A 17,943-nucleotide genomic window follows, 5' to 3' on the forward strand; every position below is an offset into this window, starting at 1 on the left:
GGCTCATGGTTCCCATCCGTTGAACGAGGTAAACGCGGGCACGTTGTTGAGGCTGGCCACGCACTGCGCATCCAGTGCCTTGGCATTGGCGGTCTGCAGGAACTGGCCCAGCACCTTGGGCATGCAGCCGAGGCGAAAGACGCCATGGCCCTGCCCCGGCGCCACCAGGTGGCGGCCATTGGGCAGGCCCTGCAGTACACGTTCGGCATAGCGTGGCGGCGTCACCGGATCCAGCTCGCCCGACAGCAACAACACCGGCAGGTTGGACTTGAACGGCGCGGCATCGGCAGCCGGGGCCGGCTTGGTCGGCCAGGCCGTGCAGGGCGCGAAGAACATCTGCGCCACGTCCGCCCCCAGCAAGGTCCCGTCCTTGGCGGCTGGCGGGGTATAGCGTCCGGCGTCCTCGCTGCACAGCACCGACCACTGCATCGGGCGATTCATCTGGTCGGACATATCCGATGCGCTCATCTGCGCCAAGGCCATCAACGAGGCGTAACGGCCCGCCGCCGCCTCGTCCAGCACCAGCGGCAGCAACGAGGCGGTTTCCGGCGCATACGAAAACCCGAATGCCAGGCCGACCACGGTATCGGCCGTCACCTGCTCGTGGTGCAGTTCACCGGTGCGCGGATCGCGGTAATCCGCTGCAACCGGCGCCTGCCGCAGGCGCTCCACCACCTGCCGCAGCTGCGTGCGCGTGTCCACCGGAAAGCGCTTGGCGCAGGCGGGTTCCTTGCGACATTGGCTGGCCTGCAACGCGATCGCATCTTCGAACGTCCGCGCAAATTCGCCGCCGATCACCAGATCGTTCGGCGCCACGCCATCGATCACCAGCGTGCGTGTGTGTTGCGGATAGCGCGCCGCATAGTGCTGTGCCACTCGGGTACCGTAGGAGCCGCCAATCAGGTTGAGCGTTTGCACGCCGAGTGCCGCGCGCACCGCCTCCAGATCGCCAACGGCCTCACTGGTGGTGAAATAGCGTGGATCGGCGTCATTGCGCAGCCCCTGTGCACACTGGCGCGCGTAATCGGTCAGTTGCTCGGCGGTGGCGGCACTGCTGTTTTCCAGCATGAGCGGCTTGCCAGCGGCATCGCGGCACTCCAGCGGATGCGAGCCGCCGGTCCCGCGCTGGTCGACCAGGAAGATATCGCGCTGCTTGCGGACTTCATGCAGACCCATGTCCACGATCGCGGCGACCTGCGTGGCCGATTGCCCCGGCCCACCGGCGATGAAGAACACCGGGTCCGGCGTGCTGCCCGCGCCAGCATCGCTTTCCAGCCAGGCGATCTTCAGGTCGATGCTGCGCCCTGTCGGCGCGGCCGGGTTTTCCGGCACCCGCAGGCTGGCGCACTGTGCTTCGATATTGCCGGCCGCGCTGCCGGAACTCAGCGTGCACGGTGCAAAGTGCAATGCGCCGTAGCGATTGCCGGCGGCGGTGCCGGTCTGCGCCGTTGCAGCACGCGGCCGCACGCTGCCGGGCGCGGCCGGCACAGCCTTGGTCGCGCCAGCTGCGTTTTCAGCCGGCTGGTCCGCCCGCTGACATCCGCTCGCCAGCAGCGCGAGCAGCAGTGCTGTCACCAGTGTGGGTTGCTTGACCATGTTCACCATCTCTCCTGATATCCCTGTCCCCTGACACCGCAGCCGGTCGGGTGTGACCGCCGCGACTACTGCCCGTCTTCGTAAAGAAAGACGTGCTCGATCGATTCCCCGAACAAGCGCGCGATGCGAAACGCCAATGGCAGGCTGGGATCGTACTTGCCGGTCTCCAGTGCATTGATGGTCTGCCGCGACACACCCAACCGCTCGCCCAGCTCGCCTTGCGACCAGCCACTGGCCTCGCGCAGTTCGCGCACGCGACTATTCATTGAAACCGTCGTGCGTTGATGCTTTTGGTTACGCCGTAGATGGCGCACAACATCGGAAACACCCACAACATCGCCACCGTCGCGGGAATGTCGATCAGCCTGGCGGCCTGCAGAAAGCCGCCGGTCATGTACGCGCTGCTGAGCAGGCCGGCGGCAATGGCGATGGACTCCAGCTCGATGCGTCGCTGCATCTCGTCCGAGTCACGCACGTAGCGCGCCACCGCGCGGATCACCAGGGCGACCAGCACCGCCGGCAACAAGGCGATCAGCACGCGCGCCCAGCCCGGACCCACGCGGGCAAGCACCTGGTTCCAGAACAGCATCACCACCACATACATCCCCATCGGCACGCCGAACTCGCGGTGATAGCGTCGCGCCAGGACCGGCCGCGTGCTGTCGCGCAGGCTGCCACGCGACAGCCAGAGCAGCAGCGACAGCAACAGGCACGACACGCCCCCGCCCACGCACAGCCCGGCAAGGTAGGCGCCCAGCGGCAGCAGCCGCCAATGCCCGAGCACCCCCACGGCAAGCAGGCCCGCACCCAGGCAGAGCGCCATCAGCGCGTTGCGATTGCAGCCGGTCATGCGCCGTGCCGCGCAAGTGTCGATGCAGGCAGTGGCAGGCCAGCGCTGCGGATTCCGACTCCGCCGCGCAGCAAGGGCTGCGCCGACCATGCCGGTCTGCATTGCAGTTGCCGATGCCGCTGACGCATTCCCTTCGCCTGTCAAGTCAACTTGACAGGCAAGATGCGCCTGCCATGGCCGGCTGTCAAGCACCCTTTACATGGTCGATCGTGTGCGCCTTTCCCCGCTGCGGCGCGACGATCGCAGGAAGCAGACGCAAGCATTTGCGGCGTGCAGCGCGGGACCCGAGCTGGGTTACGCTCCCCCGATCGAACCTCGGCGGGAGCGCCAATGCGTCTGAAGATCTTGTTGGCAATTGCACTGGGCGGCTGCATGGCGGCCTCTGCCATGGCGCAGGCGCCAGCGCCGCGCACCATCCAGGTGGATCTGGGCAGCGCCGGCGGGCCGGTCGACCGGTTCTACGATCTGTCGATCGGCTCGGACTTTCCCGGCACCTTGATCCGCAGCGACAGCCAGGCGCAGCTGGTGCCAGCGGTGCAGGAGCTGGGGTTTCGCTACATCCGCTTCCACGACGTATTCCATGACGTGCTCGGCACCGTCAAGGAGGTGGACGGCAAACTGGTGTACGACTGGACCAAGCTGGATCAGCTCTACGACGCGCTGCTGGCCAAGCGCATCCGCCCGTTCGTCGAGTTGGGCTTTACGCCCGGCGCGATGAAGACCTCCGAGCAGACGCTGTTCTACTGGAAGGGCAACACCTCGCATCCGGACCCGGCCAAGTGGACCCAGCTGATCGATGCATACGTGCGCCACATCCGGGCGCGCTATGGCGCCGAGGAAGTACGCCAGTGGTACTTCGAAGTGTGGAACGAGCCCAATCTCAAGGATTTCTGGGAAAACGCCGACCAACAGGCCTACTTCGAGCTGTATGCGAACACCGCACGCACGATCAAGGCAATCGATCCGCAGCTGCGCGTCGGCGGCCCGTCCACCGCCGGTGCGGACTGGGTGCCGGAACTGCTGGCCTATGTTGCCAAGAACAAACTGCCGATCGACTTCGTCACCACGCATACCTATGGCGTGGACGGCGGCTTTCTCGATGAAGACGGCAAGCAGGACGTCAAGCTGTCGGCATCGCCGGACGCCATCGTCGGCGATGTGCGCCGGGTGCGCACGCAGATCCAGGCTTCGCCATTTCCGGATCTGCCGCTGTATTTCACCGAGTGGAGCAGCAGCTACACGCCGCGCGATTTCGTCCACGACAGCTACATCAGCGCGCCCTATATCCTGACCAAGCTCAAGCAGGTGCAAGGCCTGGTGCAGGGCATGAGCTACTGGACCTACACCGATCTGTTCGAAGAACCCGGCCCGCCGCCCACGCCCTTCCACGGCGGCTTCGGGTTGATGAATCGCGAGGGCATCCGCAAGCCGGCCTGGTTCGCCTACAAGTACCTGCACGCGCTCAAGGGCCGCGACATTCCGCTGGGCGATGCGCATGCGTTTGCGGCGGTGGATGGCCAGCGCATCGCGGCAGTGGCCTGGGATTGGCAGCAGCCGGTGCAGGCGGTGAGCAATACACCGTTCTATACCAAACAGGTGCCCAGCACCGACAGCGCAGCGCTGGTGTTCCGGCTGGCGCAGGTGCCGGCCGGCAACTACCGGCTGCAGGTGCGCAAGACCGGCTACCGGCGCAACGACCCGCTGTCACTGTACATCGACATGGGCATGCCCAAGGACCTGGCACCGCGGCAGCTGGCGCAGCTGCAGCAGGCCACGCGCGATACGCCCGAACAGGACCGGCGCGTGCGTGTCGGTGCCGATGGCGTGGTGGAGATCCGCGTGCCGATGCGCAGCAACGACGTGGTGCTGATGACCTTGGAGCCTTCGGCGCGCTGAGTGCACGGCAAGCTCTTGCCCCCGTGCACGCGGGCGAGGGCGGACGGCGCGCAGGAACCGCAGTGCGCGCATGGCACGTGCCGGGTCCTGGCGCCGGCCGCATCCGCCTGGCGGCGAACGCGGTGCTTCTTCCGATGGCCGCGCCTACTTCAGATACGTCCTGAGAATGGCGGCGATGTCGTCGACCGCCAGCTCGCGCTCGCTCAGCGCGTCGGGCGCGGCGACGTGATGCTTCAAGTGCTCGCTGAGCAACTCCACCATCAAGCCCTGCGCAGCGCCACGAAACGCCGCCACCTGCGTCAATAACGCCGTGCAGTCCACGTCCTGCGCCAGGGCCTTCTCCAGCCCCTCCACTTGTCCACGGATCCTGCGCACGCGGGCGAGCAGCTTGGATTTGTCCTGATTCAGATGCGCCATTGCCATATACCCCCTGGGGGTACCTGAGATACCATAGGGGGGTATCGTAGCCAGGGCCTCTCCCGATGTCGATCATGCATGCCGCGCCGCACTGCGCGCAGTCGCACACCTTCGCCAGCGCCAACCCGCTGGCCGAGCGCAGCACCCGCAAGGCGGTCATTCTGACCGTGGTGATGATGGTGGCGGAGATCGTCGGCGGCTGGACGCTCAACTCCATGGCCCTGCTCGCCGATGGCTGGCATATGAGCTCGCACGCGCTGGCGCTGGGCCTGGCGCTGTTCGCCTACCGCTTCGCGCGGCGCAATGCAGGCGACCTGCGCTTCAGCTTCGGCACCTGGAAGGTCGAAGTGCTCGGCGGCTACACCAGCGCAATGCTGCTGCTGGGCGTGGCCGGCCTGATGGCGTTCCAGTCGGTGGAACGGCTGTTTTCGCCCAGGCCCATCCAGTACCAGGAAGCCACCGTCATCGCCGTCATCGGCCTGCTGGTCAACCTGATCTGCGCCTGGTGGTTGCGCGACTCGCATGGCCATGCGCATGGCCACCACCACGGGCACGACCACGCGCATGACGGTCATGGTCATGGTCATGGTCATGGTCATGGTCATCACCACGATGGGCATGCCGATCTCAATCTGCGCGCCGCGTATCTGCACGTGGTGGCCGATGCCGCGACCTCGGTCCTGGCGATCGTCGCGCTGCTCGCCGGCATGTACTGGGGCGTGAGGTGGCTGGATCCGATCATGGGCATCGTCGGCGCGGTGCTGGTCACCGTGTGGGCGTGGGGGCTGCTGCGCAGTACCGGCCGGGTGCTGCTGGATGCGGAGATGGATGCGCCGGTGGTGGCGGAAGTGAAGCAGGTCATCGCCGGGCTGCCGCATGCCATCGCCATCGGCGACCTGCATGTCTGGCGCGTGGGCAGCGATCGTTATGCCTGCGTGGTCAGCCTGGTCACTGCGGCCGACATCGATGCGGACCTGGTGCGCGCCGCCTTGCAGATCCACGAAGAACTGGTGCACATCACCGTCGAGTTGCGTCGCCCGCGGGCGGCGCTGGCGGCGGCCTAGCGGCCCGGCAGCGCCAGCTGTGGGCGGGCCTTGCCATCGCCGGGGCAACCGGGTCTGCGCCGGCCTCGCGCGGGAAGCCTCAGGTCTTTGCCGGTGCCGGGCTGACGTACTTCTCGCGGCGGATCTGCGCGTTCGGCAGGCCGGCTGCCTTCAGGGCGTCGATGCAGCTGTCCACCATGTCCGGGTTGCCGCACAGGTAGGCGATATCGCCCTGCGCATCGGGCGCGCATTCGGCCAGCTGCTGCTGCACGTACCCGTGCCGCACATCGGCATGCGGCTGTTCCGGCAGCTCGCGCGAAAAACACGGCATATAGCGGAACTGCGGGTGCGCATCGGCAAACGCGCGGAAGTCGTCGCCGTACAGCAGCTCGGCCGGCGTACGCGCGCCCTGCAGCAGCAGCACCTGCACGCCGCGGGTGGCGATCGCCTCGGCCAGCAGCGGCAGCATCGAGCGGTACGGGGTGACGCCGGTGCCGGTGGCGATCAGCACATAGCGCCGGTTGTGGTCGCCCGGCGGCAGGCAGAAACGTCCATAGGGACCGCTGGCTTGCAACTGGTCGCCGATCTGCAGGCCTTCGAACAGCGCGGTGGCCGAGCCGCCGGGCACGAAGCTCACCGCGATATCCACCGCCTCGCCCGGTCCGAACGCATGGTCGTGGATGGTCGCCAGCGAATAGCTGCGCTTGGTCGGCGTGCCGTCGGCGGCAGTGAAATGGATCTGGATGAACTGCCCGGGCTGGAAATCCAGCGGCTGCCCGTCGTCACGCAGGAACTGGCAGTGGGCCACGGTGGGCGCGATCATGCGCCGGTCGACAAGCTTGAGGGGGAATTGAACGGGCACGAACGTATTTAGGACAGTCTGTGATCGGGGCTTGCCCCCGCGGGCTTCTATAATAACGGCCTGTAACTCGCTGCGCCGTCACGCTGACGCGAAGGAACATCTTGAATTCCCCATCTCCGATCACCGCACCCGCGCTGCGTGTGTGCGATCTGCGCAAGACCTACGACAACGGCACCCAGGCGCTCAAGGGCGTGTCGCTGGACGTGGCGCCAGGCGACTTCTTCGCCCTGCTCGGCCCCAACGGCGCCGGCAAATCCACCCTGATCGGCATCATCAGCTCGCTGGTGAACCTGTCCGCCGGCCAGGTGGAAGTGTTCGGCACCGACCTGGTCGGCCAGCGCAGCGATGCGATGCGCCTGATCGGCCTGGTCCCGCAGGAGGTCAACTTCAACCTGTTCGAAAAGCCCTTCGACATCCTGGTCAACTACGCCGGTTTCTACGGCATGCCGCGCGAGCAGGCTGCCGCGCTGGCCGAAGCGGAGCTGCGCCGCTCGCACCTGTGGGAAAAGGCCCAGGTGATGAGCCGCACGCTGTCCGGCGGCATGAAGCGCCGGCTGATGATCGCCCGCGCCATGATGACCCAGCCGCGCCTGCTGATCCTGGACGAGCCCACCGCCGGCGTGGACATCGAGATCCGCCGCGACATGTGGCGCGTGCTCAAGGAGATCAACGCCGCCGGCACCACCATCATCCTGACCACGCACTACCTGGAAGAAGCCGAGCACCTGTGCCGCAACCTGGCCATCATCAACCACGGCCAGATCGTCACCCAGGGCCCGATGCGCGAGCTGCTGGCCAAGCTCGACGTGGAGGGCTTCCTGTTCGATATCGACGGCGACCTGCCGGCCGAACTGCCGGTGATCGAAGGCACCACGCTCACCGCCATCGACGGCCACACGCTGGACCTGGACATGCCGCGCGCGATGGACCTCAACCGCGTGTTCGCCACGCTCGGCAGTGCCGGCATCCGGGTGCGTTCGATGCGCACCAAGAGCAATCGGCTGGAAGAGCTGTTCGTGCGCCTGACCGGCGACGCCCCGGCACCGGCCGATGCCGCCGCCGCCGCATCCACGCCTGTCGTGCCCCACGGCACGCCGCCAGCGCAGCCGCGCAGCGGAGGCCAGCCATGAACGAGATCCACACCGTGACCGAACCCACCAACGCGCGCCGCAACTGGATTGCGCTGGGCACCATCGTGCGCCGCGAAGTGCAGCGCATCCTGCGCATTTGGGGCCAGACCCTGGTGCCGCCGGCCATCACCATGACGCTGTACTTCTTGATCTTCGGCGGGCTGATCGGCTCGCGCGTGGGCGACATGGGCGGCTACACGTACATGCAGTTCATCGTGCCGGGCCTGGTGATGATGAGCGTGATCCAGAACAGCTACGGCAACATCTCCTCCAGCTTCTTCGGCGCCAAGTTCGGCCGGCATGTGGAAGAGCTGCTGGTCAGCCCGATGCCCAACTGGGTGATCCTGTGGGGTTATGTCTCCGGCGCGGTGCTGCGCGGGGTGATGGTCGGCGCGCTGGTGCTGATCATCGCGATGTTCTTCACCCCGGTGCGCATCCCGCATCCGCTTGTGACCCTGACCACCGTGTTGCTGGGCGCGACCATCTTTTCGCTGGCCGGCTTCGTCAATGCGGTGTACGCCAAGAAGTTCGACGACGTGGCGATCGTGCCGACCTTCATCCTGACCCCACTGACCTATCTGGGCGGCGTGTTCTATTCGGTGAAGCTGCTGCCGCCCTGGGCCGAAGCGGCCACCCACGCCAACCCGATCTTCTACATGGTCAACGCGTTCCGCTATGGCCTGCTCGGCAGCTCGGACGTGCCGATCTGGGTCGCCTACGCACTGATGCTGGGCTTTGTCGCGGTGCTCAGCGCGCTGGCGCTGTGGCTGCTGCGCCGTGGCGTGGGCTTGCGGAGCTGATGACGATGGCGATGCGTATCTTGATCCTCGGCGCCGGCGGTACCGGCGGCTATTTCGGCGGGCGTCTGGCGCAGGCCGGGGTCGATGTCACCTTCCTGGTGCGCGATGCGCGCGCGGCGCAGCTGCAGGCCGATGGCCTGCGCATTCGCAGTCCGCTGGGCGATGCGGAGCTCCCGGTGGCGCATGTCACCGCGCAGGATCTGCCGGCGCTGGTGGCGCAGCGGCCGTTCGACCTGGTGATCCTCAGCTGCAAGGCCTACGACCTGGACAGCGCGGTCGAGGCGATTGCGCCGGCGGTGGGCGAGCACACCACGGTGCTGCCGATCCTCAACGGCCTGCGCCATTACGCCGCGCTGGACGAGCGTTTCGGTGCGGCACGCGTGCTGGGCGGGCTGTGCTTCATCAGCGCCACCAAGGGCGCGCAGGGCGAGATCCTGCACCTGGGCAAGCCGGCGGCGATGACCTTCGGCGAGCGCGATGGCAGCGCGGAGTCGACGCGCGTGCAGGCATTTGCGGCAGCCTGCACGCAGGCCGGCATCGATCATGTGGCCAGCGCGCAGATCGCGCAGGAGCAGTGGATCAAGTACAGCTTCCTCACCGCGCTGGCCGCTGCCACCTGCCTGATGCGTGCGCCGGTCGGGGCGATCGTCGCCACCGACGACGGCCGCGCGTTGATCAACGGCGTGTACAACGAATGCCTGTGGGCCGCCGATGCGGCCGGCCAGCCGATTCCGGAAAGCGCGCGCGCCAAGGCGCTGCAGACGCTGTTGCAGGTGGATTCGCCATTGAAGGCCTCGATGCTGCGCGATCTGGAAGCCGGCCAGGACGTGGAAGCGGCGCAGATCATCGGCGACATGTTGAAACGGGTGCGCGAGACAGGGCGCAACGCGCCGCTGCTGATGGCGGCCAATGTGCATCTGCAGGCGTATCAGGTGTTGCGGCATAGCTGATGGGCATGGCGGGCGTACGCGTCGCCCCCATCCGCCCTTCGGGCACCTTCCCCCGCAAGCGGGAGAAGGCAGTGGCAGCCCCGCTGCATGACTGGACGAGCGGCCTGCGTCGTCCCTACGCCGCTTAGCCGCGGCAAATCCTTCTCCCGCCTGCGGGAGAAGGTGGCGCAAAGCGCCGGATGAGGGCGCAGGGTCGGGGCAGCCCTCGCACCACCACAGCGACCTCCTCGCCCCCACCGCTTACTCCCGCAGATCCCTTCCCTTCTCCCGCCCGCGGGAGAAGGTGGCGCAAAGCGCCGGATGAGGGCGCGCCGGGTCGGTGCAGCCTCACACCGCCACAGCGACCTCCTCGCCACCCCGCCGCCTGCTCACCGCAGATCCTTCTCTTGCCTGCGGGAGAAGGTGGCGCAAAGCGCCGGATGAGGGCGCGCCGGTCGGTGCAGCCCTCGCAATACCACAGCGACCTCCTCGCCACCCCGCCGTTTGCTCCCCACAAATCCTTCTCCCGCCTGCGGGAGAAGGTGGCGCGAAGCGCCGGATGAGGGCGTGCCGGACGGCGCAGCCTTCGCGCCGTCACGACGCCACGCACACGATGCTCTGCAGCCCTCCCTCGCCGTCGTCATCATGAAGCTGCTCAGCCATCTGTTCCGTGCCGGTCACTTCGTGATCCTGGCGTTCTTCGTGCTGTGCGCGGCGGGCCTGGTGACGATGGCCGGGCTGGAGTTGTGGCATGGCTTCACCCCCGGCGGCGACATGGTGGTGCGCGACCGCTTCAACGTGGTGCTGGAAGCCGTCGGTCTGCTCACGGTGGCATTGGTGACGCTGGAGCTGGGCCAGACGATCTTCGAGGAAGAGATCCTGCGCGACGTCAAGGTCAGCGGGCCGACACGCGTGCGCCGCTATCTGTCGCGCTTTTTCGTGGTGATCGTGATCGCACTGGCGATCGAAACCCTGGTGTCGATCTTCGAGCTGATGCACGCCGATCCGGCCAAGCTGCCATATGCCGCGGCGGTTGGCTCGTGTGCGGCATTGCTGCTGATTGCCTGGGGCGTGTTCGTCAAGCTCAATCGCAGCGCCGAAGAGCTGGAACCCGAGGCGATGGCAGAAACCAAGCGCGAAGACCGCGAGGTCGAGGAATAGGCAAGCGCACGCGGCTGCCGGTTACGCAGGCGCATCTTGCGGGGTGCGCATGTGCACCCGGTGCGCCCTGCCATGCGCGCAGGACAGGTGCCTGGCCGGCTGCACCGGCGACGAGAACAGCGCTGGTTGCAGCCTCAGCCCTTGTCCGTCATCGGGAGTGCCGGCACCGAGGTCGGCTTGCCGTCGTCGCCGAGCGCGATCATCACGAAGTGGCCGCGGGTGCACAGCTCGCGCACGCCGCTGAGCAGGTCCTCGGCGATCAGTTCCACTTCCACCTTGATCGAACTGCGCCCCACCGACACCACCCGCGCGATGGTTTCCACCATCTGGCCCTGGCGGATCGGCAGCTTGAAATCCACCTGGTCCGAGCGTGCGGTCACCACCGCACGCCGGGCGTAGCGCGATGCGGCCAGGAATGCGGCCTTGTCCATCCACGCCAGCGCCTGCCCGCCGAACAGCGTGCCCATATGGTTGGTGTGGTTGGGGAACACGATCTCGGCCATGCGGGCTTCGATCGGTGGCTGGGTCTGCAAGCTGTCTGACATGAGGGGTTCCAGTGGAGAGGCGCTGCGTGCCAAGGCGATTGCAGCAGCCTGACACAGACAGGATAGGCGGTCAGCCGCAGCGGCGTACGCCGGAACGCAGCGCAGCCGCCGTTGCCAACCATCGTACCGAGGCGGACACCGCGCTTGCGCATTGCCGCTTTGGGAGGGTCGGCTGATGGCCAATCGCCTGCGTGGCTATCGCATGCATTGCCGCGTGCCCGATAGGTTCGTCACGACGGCGGTCGCGGCCCGGGCCGCTCCTACAAGAGCACCGCGATCGCTTGGCAGCGCGCAGCGATTATCCTTGATGCATGACGTGGCAACCCGCAGGCGCCCGTGCCACCGTAGCTCAGAGACTGTGCTTGACTGCGGTTTCCACCTGCGCCGGCGACTGGAAGCCGGGCAGTCGTGCCACCTCGCTGCCGTCGCGGTATAGCGACAGAGTTGGGGTCTGGCGCAAGCCGAGATCCCGAAAGAAGTCATGACCTACCACTTCCAGCTTGACCTTCAGCAAGGCCACGCCACTGGCGGCATCGCTTTTAGAGAATCTGTCCAGCGACATGTCGAGCATGCGGCAGCCAGGGCAGTCGTCCTTATAGAAATCCACGAGCGCACGCGGGTGGGCTGCCAAAGTGGCTGCGTAGTGTTCAGGCGAGGTGACTGTAATGGTTTGCATCTTGGGGACTATGTTGGCAGTGGGCCAGGACTTGATCAGTCCAGGTAGCGATGATGTTTGCGTCACTTACACCGTGAGGCATCTGCTCGATTGTCAGAACGGGAAAGGGACTGGCGAAGAACTGTGCAATGCGGTGGACCGCGCCGCAATAGTACTCCTCGCCCCACTGTGTTTCGCCAGTACCAAAAACCGCGACGTGTGAGGGCTTTCCCACCAGACTTACCATATCGATGATGAAACGCTTCATTTCCGACGGCGTGCGCCCCCCGTTGTCCGTCCAAGTGCCCAGCATGAACAGGTCATATCGACTTGGTGGAGCTGGGGCATCAGCAAGCGTCTGCATGTCGGTCTCGATCCAATCTAGTGCCAATCCATGCTCTGCGCAGCGAGCGGAGACTAGCCTTGCTACGTCGCGGGTGTTGCCACTAAGCGATGCTACGGCAAGAAGGATCTTCATGACTTGATTTATTCACTATGGCATTACCGGCACTCAAATGAGGCGCTATAACGGCCTTCATTGACAGCTGTAGCGATCATTTCCAATTCCAAAGCAACACAGCAACTCAGATTGGGGCGTCGGTACACCGACGCCCCTCCCATTTACCAGTTAACAACTACCAATCAATGATTGGGTAGCGAACGAAAGTGCTGACATACGTTCTCCAGGCGTCCATTACGGAACCTAGTGTACGAATGCACAAACACACTCTTGGCATGAGCTGTCATGCTGACCTCTTGATCGAACTAAGAGGCGCAACGAACCGGTAGAAATGGAACTACCCATCCTGTCGAAGAGTGACCGAAGGCACTAGGCCTAGCGTCCAACTCTCTGTAGGATGCGTGTTGTCAGCGAGTGCAAATTGTTGACGATGCTCCAAATCTGGTGTAGTGCGAACCGCCTCTTTGGCATCCGCCTATCCCGGGCCTCGGGTGGAAGAATGTGCGTTGGCGCGCACAGTCCACTACCCGGCAGATCTAATCATCTAAGTTGTAAAAGAGCGATCTGGAACCCGCCCACAGTGGCGGGTTCTTTTTTTGCATCTTCTGCTAGAGATCGTCGAAGCCGTTATCCGAGTTGGTCTTCTTGTACGACGCATTGCGCATCTCGAAGAAGTCGGTCTTGGTTTCGGTGAAGTTGTCGGCGTAGGCCTTGATCCACGGCATCACGTTGTCGTTGGCGCCTTCGTACAGCTTCTCGATGCCGAGCATGCCGGCCATCTTGTTGGCGCGGTACTTCACGTAGCGGATCATCTCGTCCACGTCGATGCCGTCGATGCCGTCCAGCACTTCGGCCGTCCACACCGTTTCCAGGTCGATCGCGTGCTCGAAGGCCTTGTGCACGTAGTCGGTGAGCTGGTCGCCCTGCAGCGCCTGGTTCTCGCCGATGATTGCGCGAATCAGCTCGCTGATGAACTTGGAATGGGCCAGCTCATCGCGGTTGATGAAGCTGATGATCTTGCCGGTGCCGGTCATGCGGTTCTGGCGGACCAGATTGTAGAAATACGCAAAGCCGGAATAGAAGTTGATGCCTTCCAGGATCGAGGACTGGATCAGTGCGCGGATCAGCGTTTCGGCCGTCTTGTCGCGCATGAAGTCTTCGTAGGCGCCCATGATCGGCGCATTGCGCTTGATGATGGTCGGATGCGTGCGCGCGATCTCGAACACGCGGTTCTGGTCGGCCAGGCCGGTGATCGAGGCCAGCACGTAGCTGTAGCTCTCGTTATGGATCACTTCCTGCTGGCCGATGATCGCAGCATTGGCATGCGCGGCCGGGTCGGTGATGTATTCGGCGACGTTGTAGATGAAGCGCGTCTGCGGCGAATCCAGCGTGGCCAGCAGGCCGATGATCGAGTCGTAGGCATTCTTCTCGCGCGCCGACAGCTCGTTGTACTGGCGCGCGTCGCCCTTCATGTCCACCTCGTCGGGGATCCAGAAGTTGGTCGACAGCTCCTTGTAGGCCCGATAGAAGGACGGGTACGGGATGTCGTTCCAGTTGAGGATGCCGGAGGTTTCGCCATTGATGATGGCGGTGGAGCGGTTGGGGTGACGCGGCTCCAGGATCTTGATGCGCTCAAGCGGTGTTGCGGACATGGGTCTCTACTCGTGTTTCAGGCGTCGCGCGCGCGTGCAGCGGGGACGACGGCAGCAATCATTCTGGAAGAAAGCCCCCTGCGTGAGGGGGCGCGCCGAAGGCGCGGGGTGTGGGAGCTGGTGAAGCAGGGTCCACGGTTCGCAACGCGAACCGTGGAAGCGAAGCGCGAATGCGCTTCGCTACCGCATGCGCTTTAGCTCGAACACCACTCGCACTCGCTGATGTCGATGTCGTTGGAACGCACGTAGTACGTGGTCTTCAGGCCTTCGCGCCAGGCGGTCATGTGCAGGTCCAGCAAGGTGCTGGCACGGATGGTACTGGGCACGTAGAAGTTGAAGCTGATCGACTGGTCGACGTGGCGCTGGCGACGCGCGTTCTGGCGCACGCTGGCGAACTGGTCGACCTTGTAGGCGCCCTTTTCGTAGTACGGCCAGGTTTCCAGCGACAGGCCCGGAGCGGCGACCGGACGGCGGAAGTCCTTCTTTTCTTCGTAGTAGAACGCGCTGTAGATCGGGTCGATCGAGGCGGTGGAACCGGCGATCTGCGCGGTGCTCATGTTCGGCGCAACCGCCAGCATCCAGGCATTGCGCACGCCATTGACGGCCACCTGCGCGGCCAGCTCCAGCCACTGCGGGCTGTTGTAGTCGCGCGCACGGAAGTACTCGCCGGTGTGCCAGTCGCTGCCGCGGAACACGCTGTAGGTGCCCTTTTCCTTGGCCAGCTCCATGCTTGCCTGCACGGTCAGGTAGTTGATGCGCTCGTACAGCTCGTCGCTGTAGTCCTCGGCTTCCTTGGCATTCCAGTGGATGGACTTCTGCGCCAGCAGATGGTGCCAGCCGAAGGTGCCCAGGCCGATGGCGCGGTACTTCTGGTTGGTGATGGTGGCCTGCGGCACGGGCAGCTGATTCAGGTCGATCACGTTGTCGAGCATGCGCACCTGGATCGGGATCAACCGTTCCAGCACGTCGGCGCCCAGCAGGTCGGCCTGGTCTGCCTGCACGGTGATCGCGCGGCCCAGGTTGATCGAGGACAGGTTGCACACGACGAAGTCGCCGGCCTTCTTGGTGGTGACGATCTGATTGCCGCTGATGATCTCCTGCATCATCCGCGTCGGGCTCATGTTCTGCAGGATCTCGGTGCACAAGTTGGACGAATAGACCATGCCCTCGTGCTTGTTCGGGTTCTTGCGATTGACTTCGTCGCGATAGAACATGAACGGGTTGCCGGTTTCCAGCTGGCTGACCATGATCCGCTTGAAGATCTCGATCGCCTTGACCGTCTTGCGGGTGATGCGCTCGTCGGCAACCACTTCCTCGTACTTGCGACGGAAGCTGCTGTTGGCGTCGCCCTTCTTCTCGTCGTAGAAGTCCTGCAGGTACCAGCCCTTGATCCGCTTCACTTCGTGCGGATCGAACAGATACCAGTCGCCGCGACGCTCGACCGCTTCCATGAACAGGTCGGGGATGCACACCGAGGTGAACACGTCATGCGCGCGCAGGCGCTGGTCGCCGTTGTTCAGGCGCAGATCCAGGAACGCCTCGATGTCGCGGTGGAAGATGTCCAGATAGACCGCGATGGCGCCCTTGCGCTGGCCCAGCTGATCCACCGACACGGCGGTGTTGTTGAGCTGCTTGATCCACGGCACCACGCCGCCGGAGGAATTGGACACGCCGCGGATCGCCGAACCGGACGAACGCACATAGCCCAGGTACGCGCCCACGCCGCCGCCGTGCTTGGACACGCGCGCCACGTCGGTGTTGGAGTCGTAGATGCCCTGCAGGCTGTCGTCGACGGTGTCGATGAAGCAGCTCGACAGCTGGCCGCCGACCTTGCCGGCATTGGCCAGGGTCGGGGTGGCCACGGTCATGTACAGGTTGGACAGCGCCCAGTAGGCCTCGCCGACCAGCTGCATGCGGCGCTCGCGGCTGCCCTTGCCGTTGCCGATCTCGTCCTGCATCAGGTACAGCGCGATGGTCAGCCAACGCTCCTGCGGCAGCTCGAACACGCCGCGCGAGTTGTCGGTGGCCAGGTAGCGCGTGGCCAGCAGGTACAGGCCGTTGTAGGCGAACAGCTTGTCGCGCTCGGGCTCGATCATCTTGCCGGCTTCGATCAGTTCGTCCTTGGAGTAACGGCGCAGGATGTCGTTGGAATAGACATTGCGGTCGGCCAGGCTCTCCTGCAGGCCGACGAACGAGCCGTACTTCTGGCTGGCGTCGTAGAAGCGGTTGCGGCTGGCGCGCTTGTACAGGCGGCGCAGGTACAGACGCGCGGCAAAGTGCTCCCACTCCGGGGTGGTCAGATCGACGCGGGCCTCGGCCTCGCGGATCAGATGGTCGACCAGGTCGTCGGCGTTGACGCTGTCCTTGCGATCGACGAAGCCGAACACCGAGCGCTTGTAGTCGGACACGTCCAGCTGCGGGAATTCGGCATGGATCTGGTCGATGGCGCGATTCAGGCGCTCGGCCTCGAACGGGATCCGGCGGTTGCCGGCTTCCTTGGTGATCCAGGTGGCGACGGCTTGTTCTTCGATGGTCTGTGCGTGCATTGCAATGGCTTGGCGGGGAGGCGGCACGATATCCGACGGGTCGGTCAATTCCGGCGCGCCGCAACCGGGCGCGCTGACACCGGCGGGAACGCTGGTGGGTGTTGCGGTACCGGCGGCGATCGCGGCAAGGGTGTCGTTGGTGGTCATGCGTCCTCCATGCGTAGGCACACGAACCCGGCTGGGGGACGGGTTGCGGCCGGATCCGGACTCCCTGGACAGCGATGGCGGTGCGCAACGACCAGCACGCAGGACACGGGGTCCGCGGCGGCATCGCCTCACCAGCCATCTCCTTACCGGAGATTCCACGGCCGCCACCGCGCGGTGTGCTGTCGCGCAGTGGTCGGTGGCGAAACAACAGCGGCGCAACGAGACCACGCCGCCTGCTCCAGGCGAGGCCCGGATGGCTGTGATCGTTCATCGCTGCCGCCGCGGAGAGGCGTTTGATTGGCAACCTGCTGCAAATCATGCTCTCACTGGTCCGGACGCCTTGGGGCGACCAACCACCGACTCCCCCAAGATAGTGGGGTCACCCGGAGGGGTCAACACCAAATGTAGGAAATTCCCGAAAACCCTTACAGCACAAAGCACTGTCTGACGAACGGTCGGCAAGAGGCTGGGAACCCGTCCAATTGGACTGCGCAGTCAAGGCCTAAACCGGCATTTCCATCGACCAGTTGGGTCCGGTTGGGTTGGCTGCGACACGCATCGATGCTGAAGCCGGTCAGTTGGCCGTGACCGCCTCAAGCGGCACCGCACGCCTGGCGGGCCGCTCCGCCGGCACGCCCAAGCTGGGGAAGCAAACTCGCCAATGCCGAATCCAGGTGTGCGCTGCCGCTCTCTCTATTGGGCGTTGCGGTCGAGGGCCCTGCAGCAAGGACGCGCAGCGTCGAGGGCGTGGTGCCCTCACCGCACCAGACAGTTGGTCGGCAGCTTTATTAAAACCATGCACACCGACCGTCTCGACTGGCTCTTGCCCGCTCACCGTCGCGGGACCCTGAGCGGCATGGATGCCGCGCCGGAGCCTACATGGACGTACTTGCGGCGTGTACTGCGATTGTGGCGGGCAAGGGCCCTGCAGCAAACTCGCAGCGTCAAGAGCGCGGTGCCCTCACCGCACCAGACAGTTGGTCGGCTGCTTTATCGAAAACCATGCACACCGCCCATCTCGACTGGCTCTTGCCCGCTCACCGTCGCGGGACCTTGAGCGGCATGAATGCCGCGCCAGAGCCTACACGGACGTACTTGCGGCGTGTCCCGCGAGGGTGGGCGGGCAAGGGCCCTGCAGCAAAGCCGCAGATCAACCGCTCTACGATTGAGCCATCGCACGGACGACTGCCTCAAAAGACCGACCCTCTCGACTGGTCCTTGCCCGCTCACCGTCGCGGGACCTTACGCGGCATG

At 65.0% G+C, this 17,943-nt stretch carries 16 protein-coding genes; 6 read left to right on the forward strand and 10 right to left on the reverse strand.

Annotated features, from left to right (window positions below):
• Positions 1 to 3: 3 nt before the first annotated feature.
• From CPBF1521_RS19925 to CPBF1521_RS19935, 3 genes are read right to left on the reverse strand one after another with little or no spacing between them, the layout of a single operon-like run.
• On the reverse strand, positions 4 to 1,602 hold the full coding sequence (locus tag CPBF1521_RS19925; RefSeq protein WP_181901306.1) for an alpha/beta hydrolase: 1,599 nt from the start codon (positions 1,600 to 1,602) through the stop codon (positions 4 to 6).
• 59 nt (positions 1,603 to 1,661) lie between these two features.
• Positions 1,662 to 1,862, reverse strand: coding sequence for a helix-turn-helix transcriptional regulator (locus CPBF1521_RS19930; RefSeq protein ID WP_016903655.1), 201 nt, complete (start codon positions 1,860 to 1,862; stop codon positions 1,662 to 1,664).
• Positions 1,859 to 2,446, reverse strand: a complete 588-nt coding sequence (locus tag CPBF1521_RS19935) for a hypothetical protein (protein ID WP_115678035.1) — start codon at positions 2,444 to 2,446, stop codon at positions 1,859 to 1,861. Before CPBF1521_RS19935 ends, CPBF1521_RS19930 begins: the two co-directional genes overlap by 4 nt.
• A gap of 330 nt (positions 2,447 to 2,776) precedes the next feature.
• On the opposite strand from CPBF1521_RS19935, the gene CPBF1521_RS19940 reads away from it, so the two are divergent.
• On the forward strand, positions 2,777 to 4,342 hold the full coding sequence (locus tag CPBF1521_RS19940; protein ID WP_104649915.1) for a GH39 family glycosyl hydrolase: 1,566 nt from the start codon (positions 2,777 to 2,779) through the stop codon (positions 4,340 to 4,342).
• Between the two features lie 144 nt (positions 4,343 to 4,486).
• Here CPBF1521_RS19940 and CPBF1521_RS19945 read toward each other — a convergent pair whose 3' ends face one another.
• On the reverse strand, positions 4,487 to 4,759 hold the full coding sequence (locus tag CPBF1521_RS19945) for a metal/formaldehyde-sensitive transcriptional repressor (RefSeq protein ID WP_104584178.1): 273 nt from the start codon (positions 4,757 to 4,759) through the stop codon (positions 4,487 to 4,489).
• A 65-nt stretch (positions 4,760 to 4,824) separates the two neighbouring features.
• On the opposite strand from CPBF1521_RS19945, the gene dmeF reads away from it, so the two are divergent.
• The gene (dmeF, locus tag CPBF1521_RS19950; RefSeq protein WP_115678036.1) at positions 4,825 to 5,823 is read left to right on the forward strand and encodes a CDF family Co(II)/Ni(II) efflux transporter DmeF; all 999 of its coding nucleotides are present in this window, start codon (positions 4,825 to 4,827) and stop codon (positions 5,821 to 5,823) included.
• Between the two features lie 79 nt (positions 5,824 to 5,902).
• On the opposite strand, the gene CPBF1521_RS19955 is transcribed toward dmeF, so the two are convergent.
• Positions 5,903 to 6,625, reverse strand: a complete 723-nt coding sequence (locus tag CPBF1521_RS19955; RefSeq protein WP_235858490.1) for a ferredoxin--NADP reductase — start codon at positions 6,623 to 6,625, stop codon at positions 5,903 to 5,905.
• A gap of 140 nt (positions 6,626 to 6,765) precedes the next feature.
• On the opposite strand from CPBF1521_RS19955, the gene CPBF1521_RS19960 reads away from it, so the two are divergent.
• From CPBF1521_RS19960 to CPBF1521_RS19975, 4 genes are all read left to right on the forward strand, one after another.
• The gene (locus tag CPBF1521_RS19960) at positions 6,766 to 7,794 is read left to right on the forward strand and encodes an ABC transporter ATP-binding protein (RefSeq protein ID WP_115678038.1); all 1,029 of its coding nucleotides are present in this window, start codon (positions 6,766 to 6,768) and stop codon (positions 7,792 to 7,794) included.
• Positions 7,791 to 8,594, forward strand: coding sequence for an ABC transporter permease (locus CPBF1521_RS19965; protein WP_104584169.1), 804 nt, complete (start codon positions 7,791 to 7,793; stop codon positions 8,592 to 8,594). The genes CPBF1521_RS19960 and CPBF1521_RS19965 overlap by 4 nt, the downstream gene beginning before the upstream one ends.
• A 5-nt stretch (positions 8,595 to 8,599) precedes the next feature.
• The gene (panE, locus tag CPBF1521_RS19970) at positions 8,600 to 9,544 is read left to right on the forward strand and encodes a 2-dehydropantoate 2-reductase (RefSeq protein WP_181901307.1); all 945 of its coding nucleotides are present in this window, start codon (positions 8,600 to 8,602) and stop codon (positions 9,542 to 9,544) included.
• Positions 9,545 to 10,168: 624 nt separating this feature from the next.
• Positions 10,169 to 10,684, forward strand: a complete 516-nt coding sequence (locus tag CPBF1521_RS19975) for a hypothetical protein (RefSeq protein WP_104584167.1) — start codon at positions 10,169 to 10,171, stop codon at positions 10,682 to 10,684.
• A 134-nt stretch (positions 10,685 to 10,818) separates the two neighbouring features.
• On the opposite strand, the gene CPBF1521_RS19980 is transcribed toward CPBF1521_RS19975, so the two are convergent.
• The 5 genes from CPBF1521_RS19980 to CPBF1521_RS20005 all read right to left on the reverse strand — a co-directional run bounded on the left by CPBF1521_RS19980 (position 10,819) and on the right by CPBF1521_RS20005 (position 16,689).
• The gene (locus tag CPBF1521_RS19980; protein WP_104584165.1) at positions 10,819 to 11,229 is read right to left on the reverse strand and encodes an acyl-CoA thioesterase; all 411 of its coding nucleotides are present in this window, start codon (positions 11,227 to 11,229) and stop codon (positions 10,819 to 10,821) included.
• Positions 11,230 to 11,578: 349 nt separating this feature from the next.
• Positions 11,579 to 11,905, reverse strand: a complete 327-nt coding sequence (locus tag CPBF1521_RS19985; RefSeq protein ID WP_115051045.1) for a thioredoxin family protein — start codon at positions 11,903 to 11,905, stop codon at positions 11,579 to 11,581.
• Positions 11,877 to 12,362 carry a flavodoxin gene (locus CPBF1521_RS19990; RefSeq protein WP_115678039.1) on the reverse strand — a complete coding sequence of 162 codons (486 nt, stop codon included), beginning with the start codon at positions 12,360 to 12,362 and terminating at the stop codon, positions 11,877 to 11,879. The genes CPBF1521_RS19985 and CPBF1521_RS19990 overlap by 29 nt, the downstream gene beginning before the upstream one ends.
• Positions 12,363 to 12,952: 590 nt before the next feature.
• Positions 12,953 to 13,996, reverse strand: coding sequence for a ribonucleotide-diphosphate reductase subunit beta (locus tag CPBF1521_RS19995; protein WP_039521116.1), 1,044 nt, complete (start codon positions 13,994 to 13,996; stop codon positions 12,953 to 12,955).
• 194 nt (positions 13,997 to 14,190) lie between these two features.
• Complete coding sequence (locus tag CPBF1521_RS20005; RefSeq protein ID WP_115678041.1) at positions 14,191 to 16,689, reverse strand: ribonucleoside-diphosphate reductase subunit alpha; 2,499 nt, start codon at positions 16,687 to 16,689, stop codon at positions 14,191 to 14,193.
• Positions 16,690 to 17,943: the final 1,254 nt, after the last annotated feature.

It is taken from the genome of Xanthomonas euroxanthea (genome assembly GCF_900476395.1).
Taxonomy (GTDB): domain Bacteria; phylum Pseudomonadota; class Gammaproteobacteria; order Xanthomonadales; family Xanthomonadaceae; genus Xanthomonas; species Xanthomonas euroxanthea.

Excerpts from the sequence above, each read along its gene's own strand:
- panE (WP_181901307.1), top strand. The coding sequence starts at position 8,600 with ATGGCGATGCGTATCTTGATCCTCGGCGCCGGCGGTACCGGCGGCTAT.
- CPBF1521_RS20005 (WP_115678041.1), bottom strand. The coding sequence starts at position 16,689 with ATGACCACCAACGACACCCTTGCCGCGATCGCCGCCGGTACCGCAACA.
- CPBF1521_RS19980 (WP_104584165.1), bottom strand. The coding sequence starts at position 11,229 with ATGTCAGACAGCTTGCAGACCCAGCCACCGATCGAAGCCCGCATGGCC.
- CPBF1521_RS19945 (WP_104584178.1), bottom strand. The coding sequence starts at position 4,759 with ATGGCGCATCTGAATCAGGACAAATCCAAGCTGCTCGCCCGCGTGCGC.
- CPBF1521_RS19955 (WP_235858490.1), bottom strand. The coding sequence starts at position 6,625 with ATGATCGCGCCCACCGTGGCCCACTGCCAGTTCCTGCGTGACGACGGG.
- CPBF1521_RS19930 (WP_016903655.1), bottom strand. The coding sequence starts at position 1,862 with ATGAATAGTCGCGTGCGCGAACTGCGCGAGGCCAGTGGCTGGTCGCAA.
- CPBF1521_RS19965 (WP_104584169.1), top strand. The coding sequence starts at position 7,791 with ATGAACGAGATCCACACCGTGACCGAACCCACCAACGCGCGCCGCAAC.
- CPBF1521_RS19975 (WP_104584167.1), top strand. The coding sequence starts at position 10,169 with ATGAAGCTGCTCAGCCATCTGTTCCGTGCCGGTCACTTCGTGATCCTG.
- CPBF1521_RS19990 (WP_115678039.1), bottom strand. The coding sequence starts at position 12,362 with ATGAAGATCCTTCTTGCCGTAGCATCGCTTAGTGGCAACACCCGCGAC.
- CPBF1521_RS19940 (WP_104649915.1), top strand. The coding sequence starts at position 2,777 with ATGCGTCTGAAGATCTTGTTGGCAATTGCACTGGGCGGCTGCATGGCG.
- dmeF (WP_115678036.1), top strand. The coding sequence starts at position 4,825 with ATGTCGATCATGCATGCCGCGCCGCACTGCGCGCAGTCGCACACCTTC.
- CPBF1521_RS19935 (WP_115678035.1), bottom strand. The coding sequence starts at position 2,446 with ATGACCGGCTGCAATCGCAACGCGCTGATGGCGCTCTGCCTGGGTGCG.
- CPBF1521_RS19985 (WP_115051045.1), bottom strand. The coding sequence starts at position 11,905 with ATGCAAACCATTACAGTCACCTCGCCTGAACACTACGCAGCCACTTTG.
- CPBF1521_RS19995 (WP_039521116.1), bottom strand. The coding sequence starts at position 13,996 with ATGTCCGCAACACCGCTTGAGCGCATCAAGATCCTGGAGCCGCGTCAC.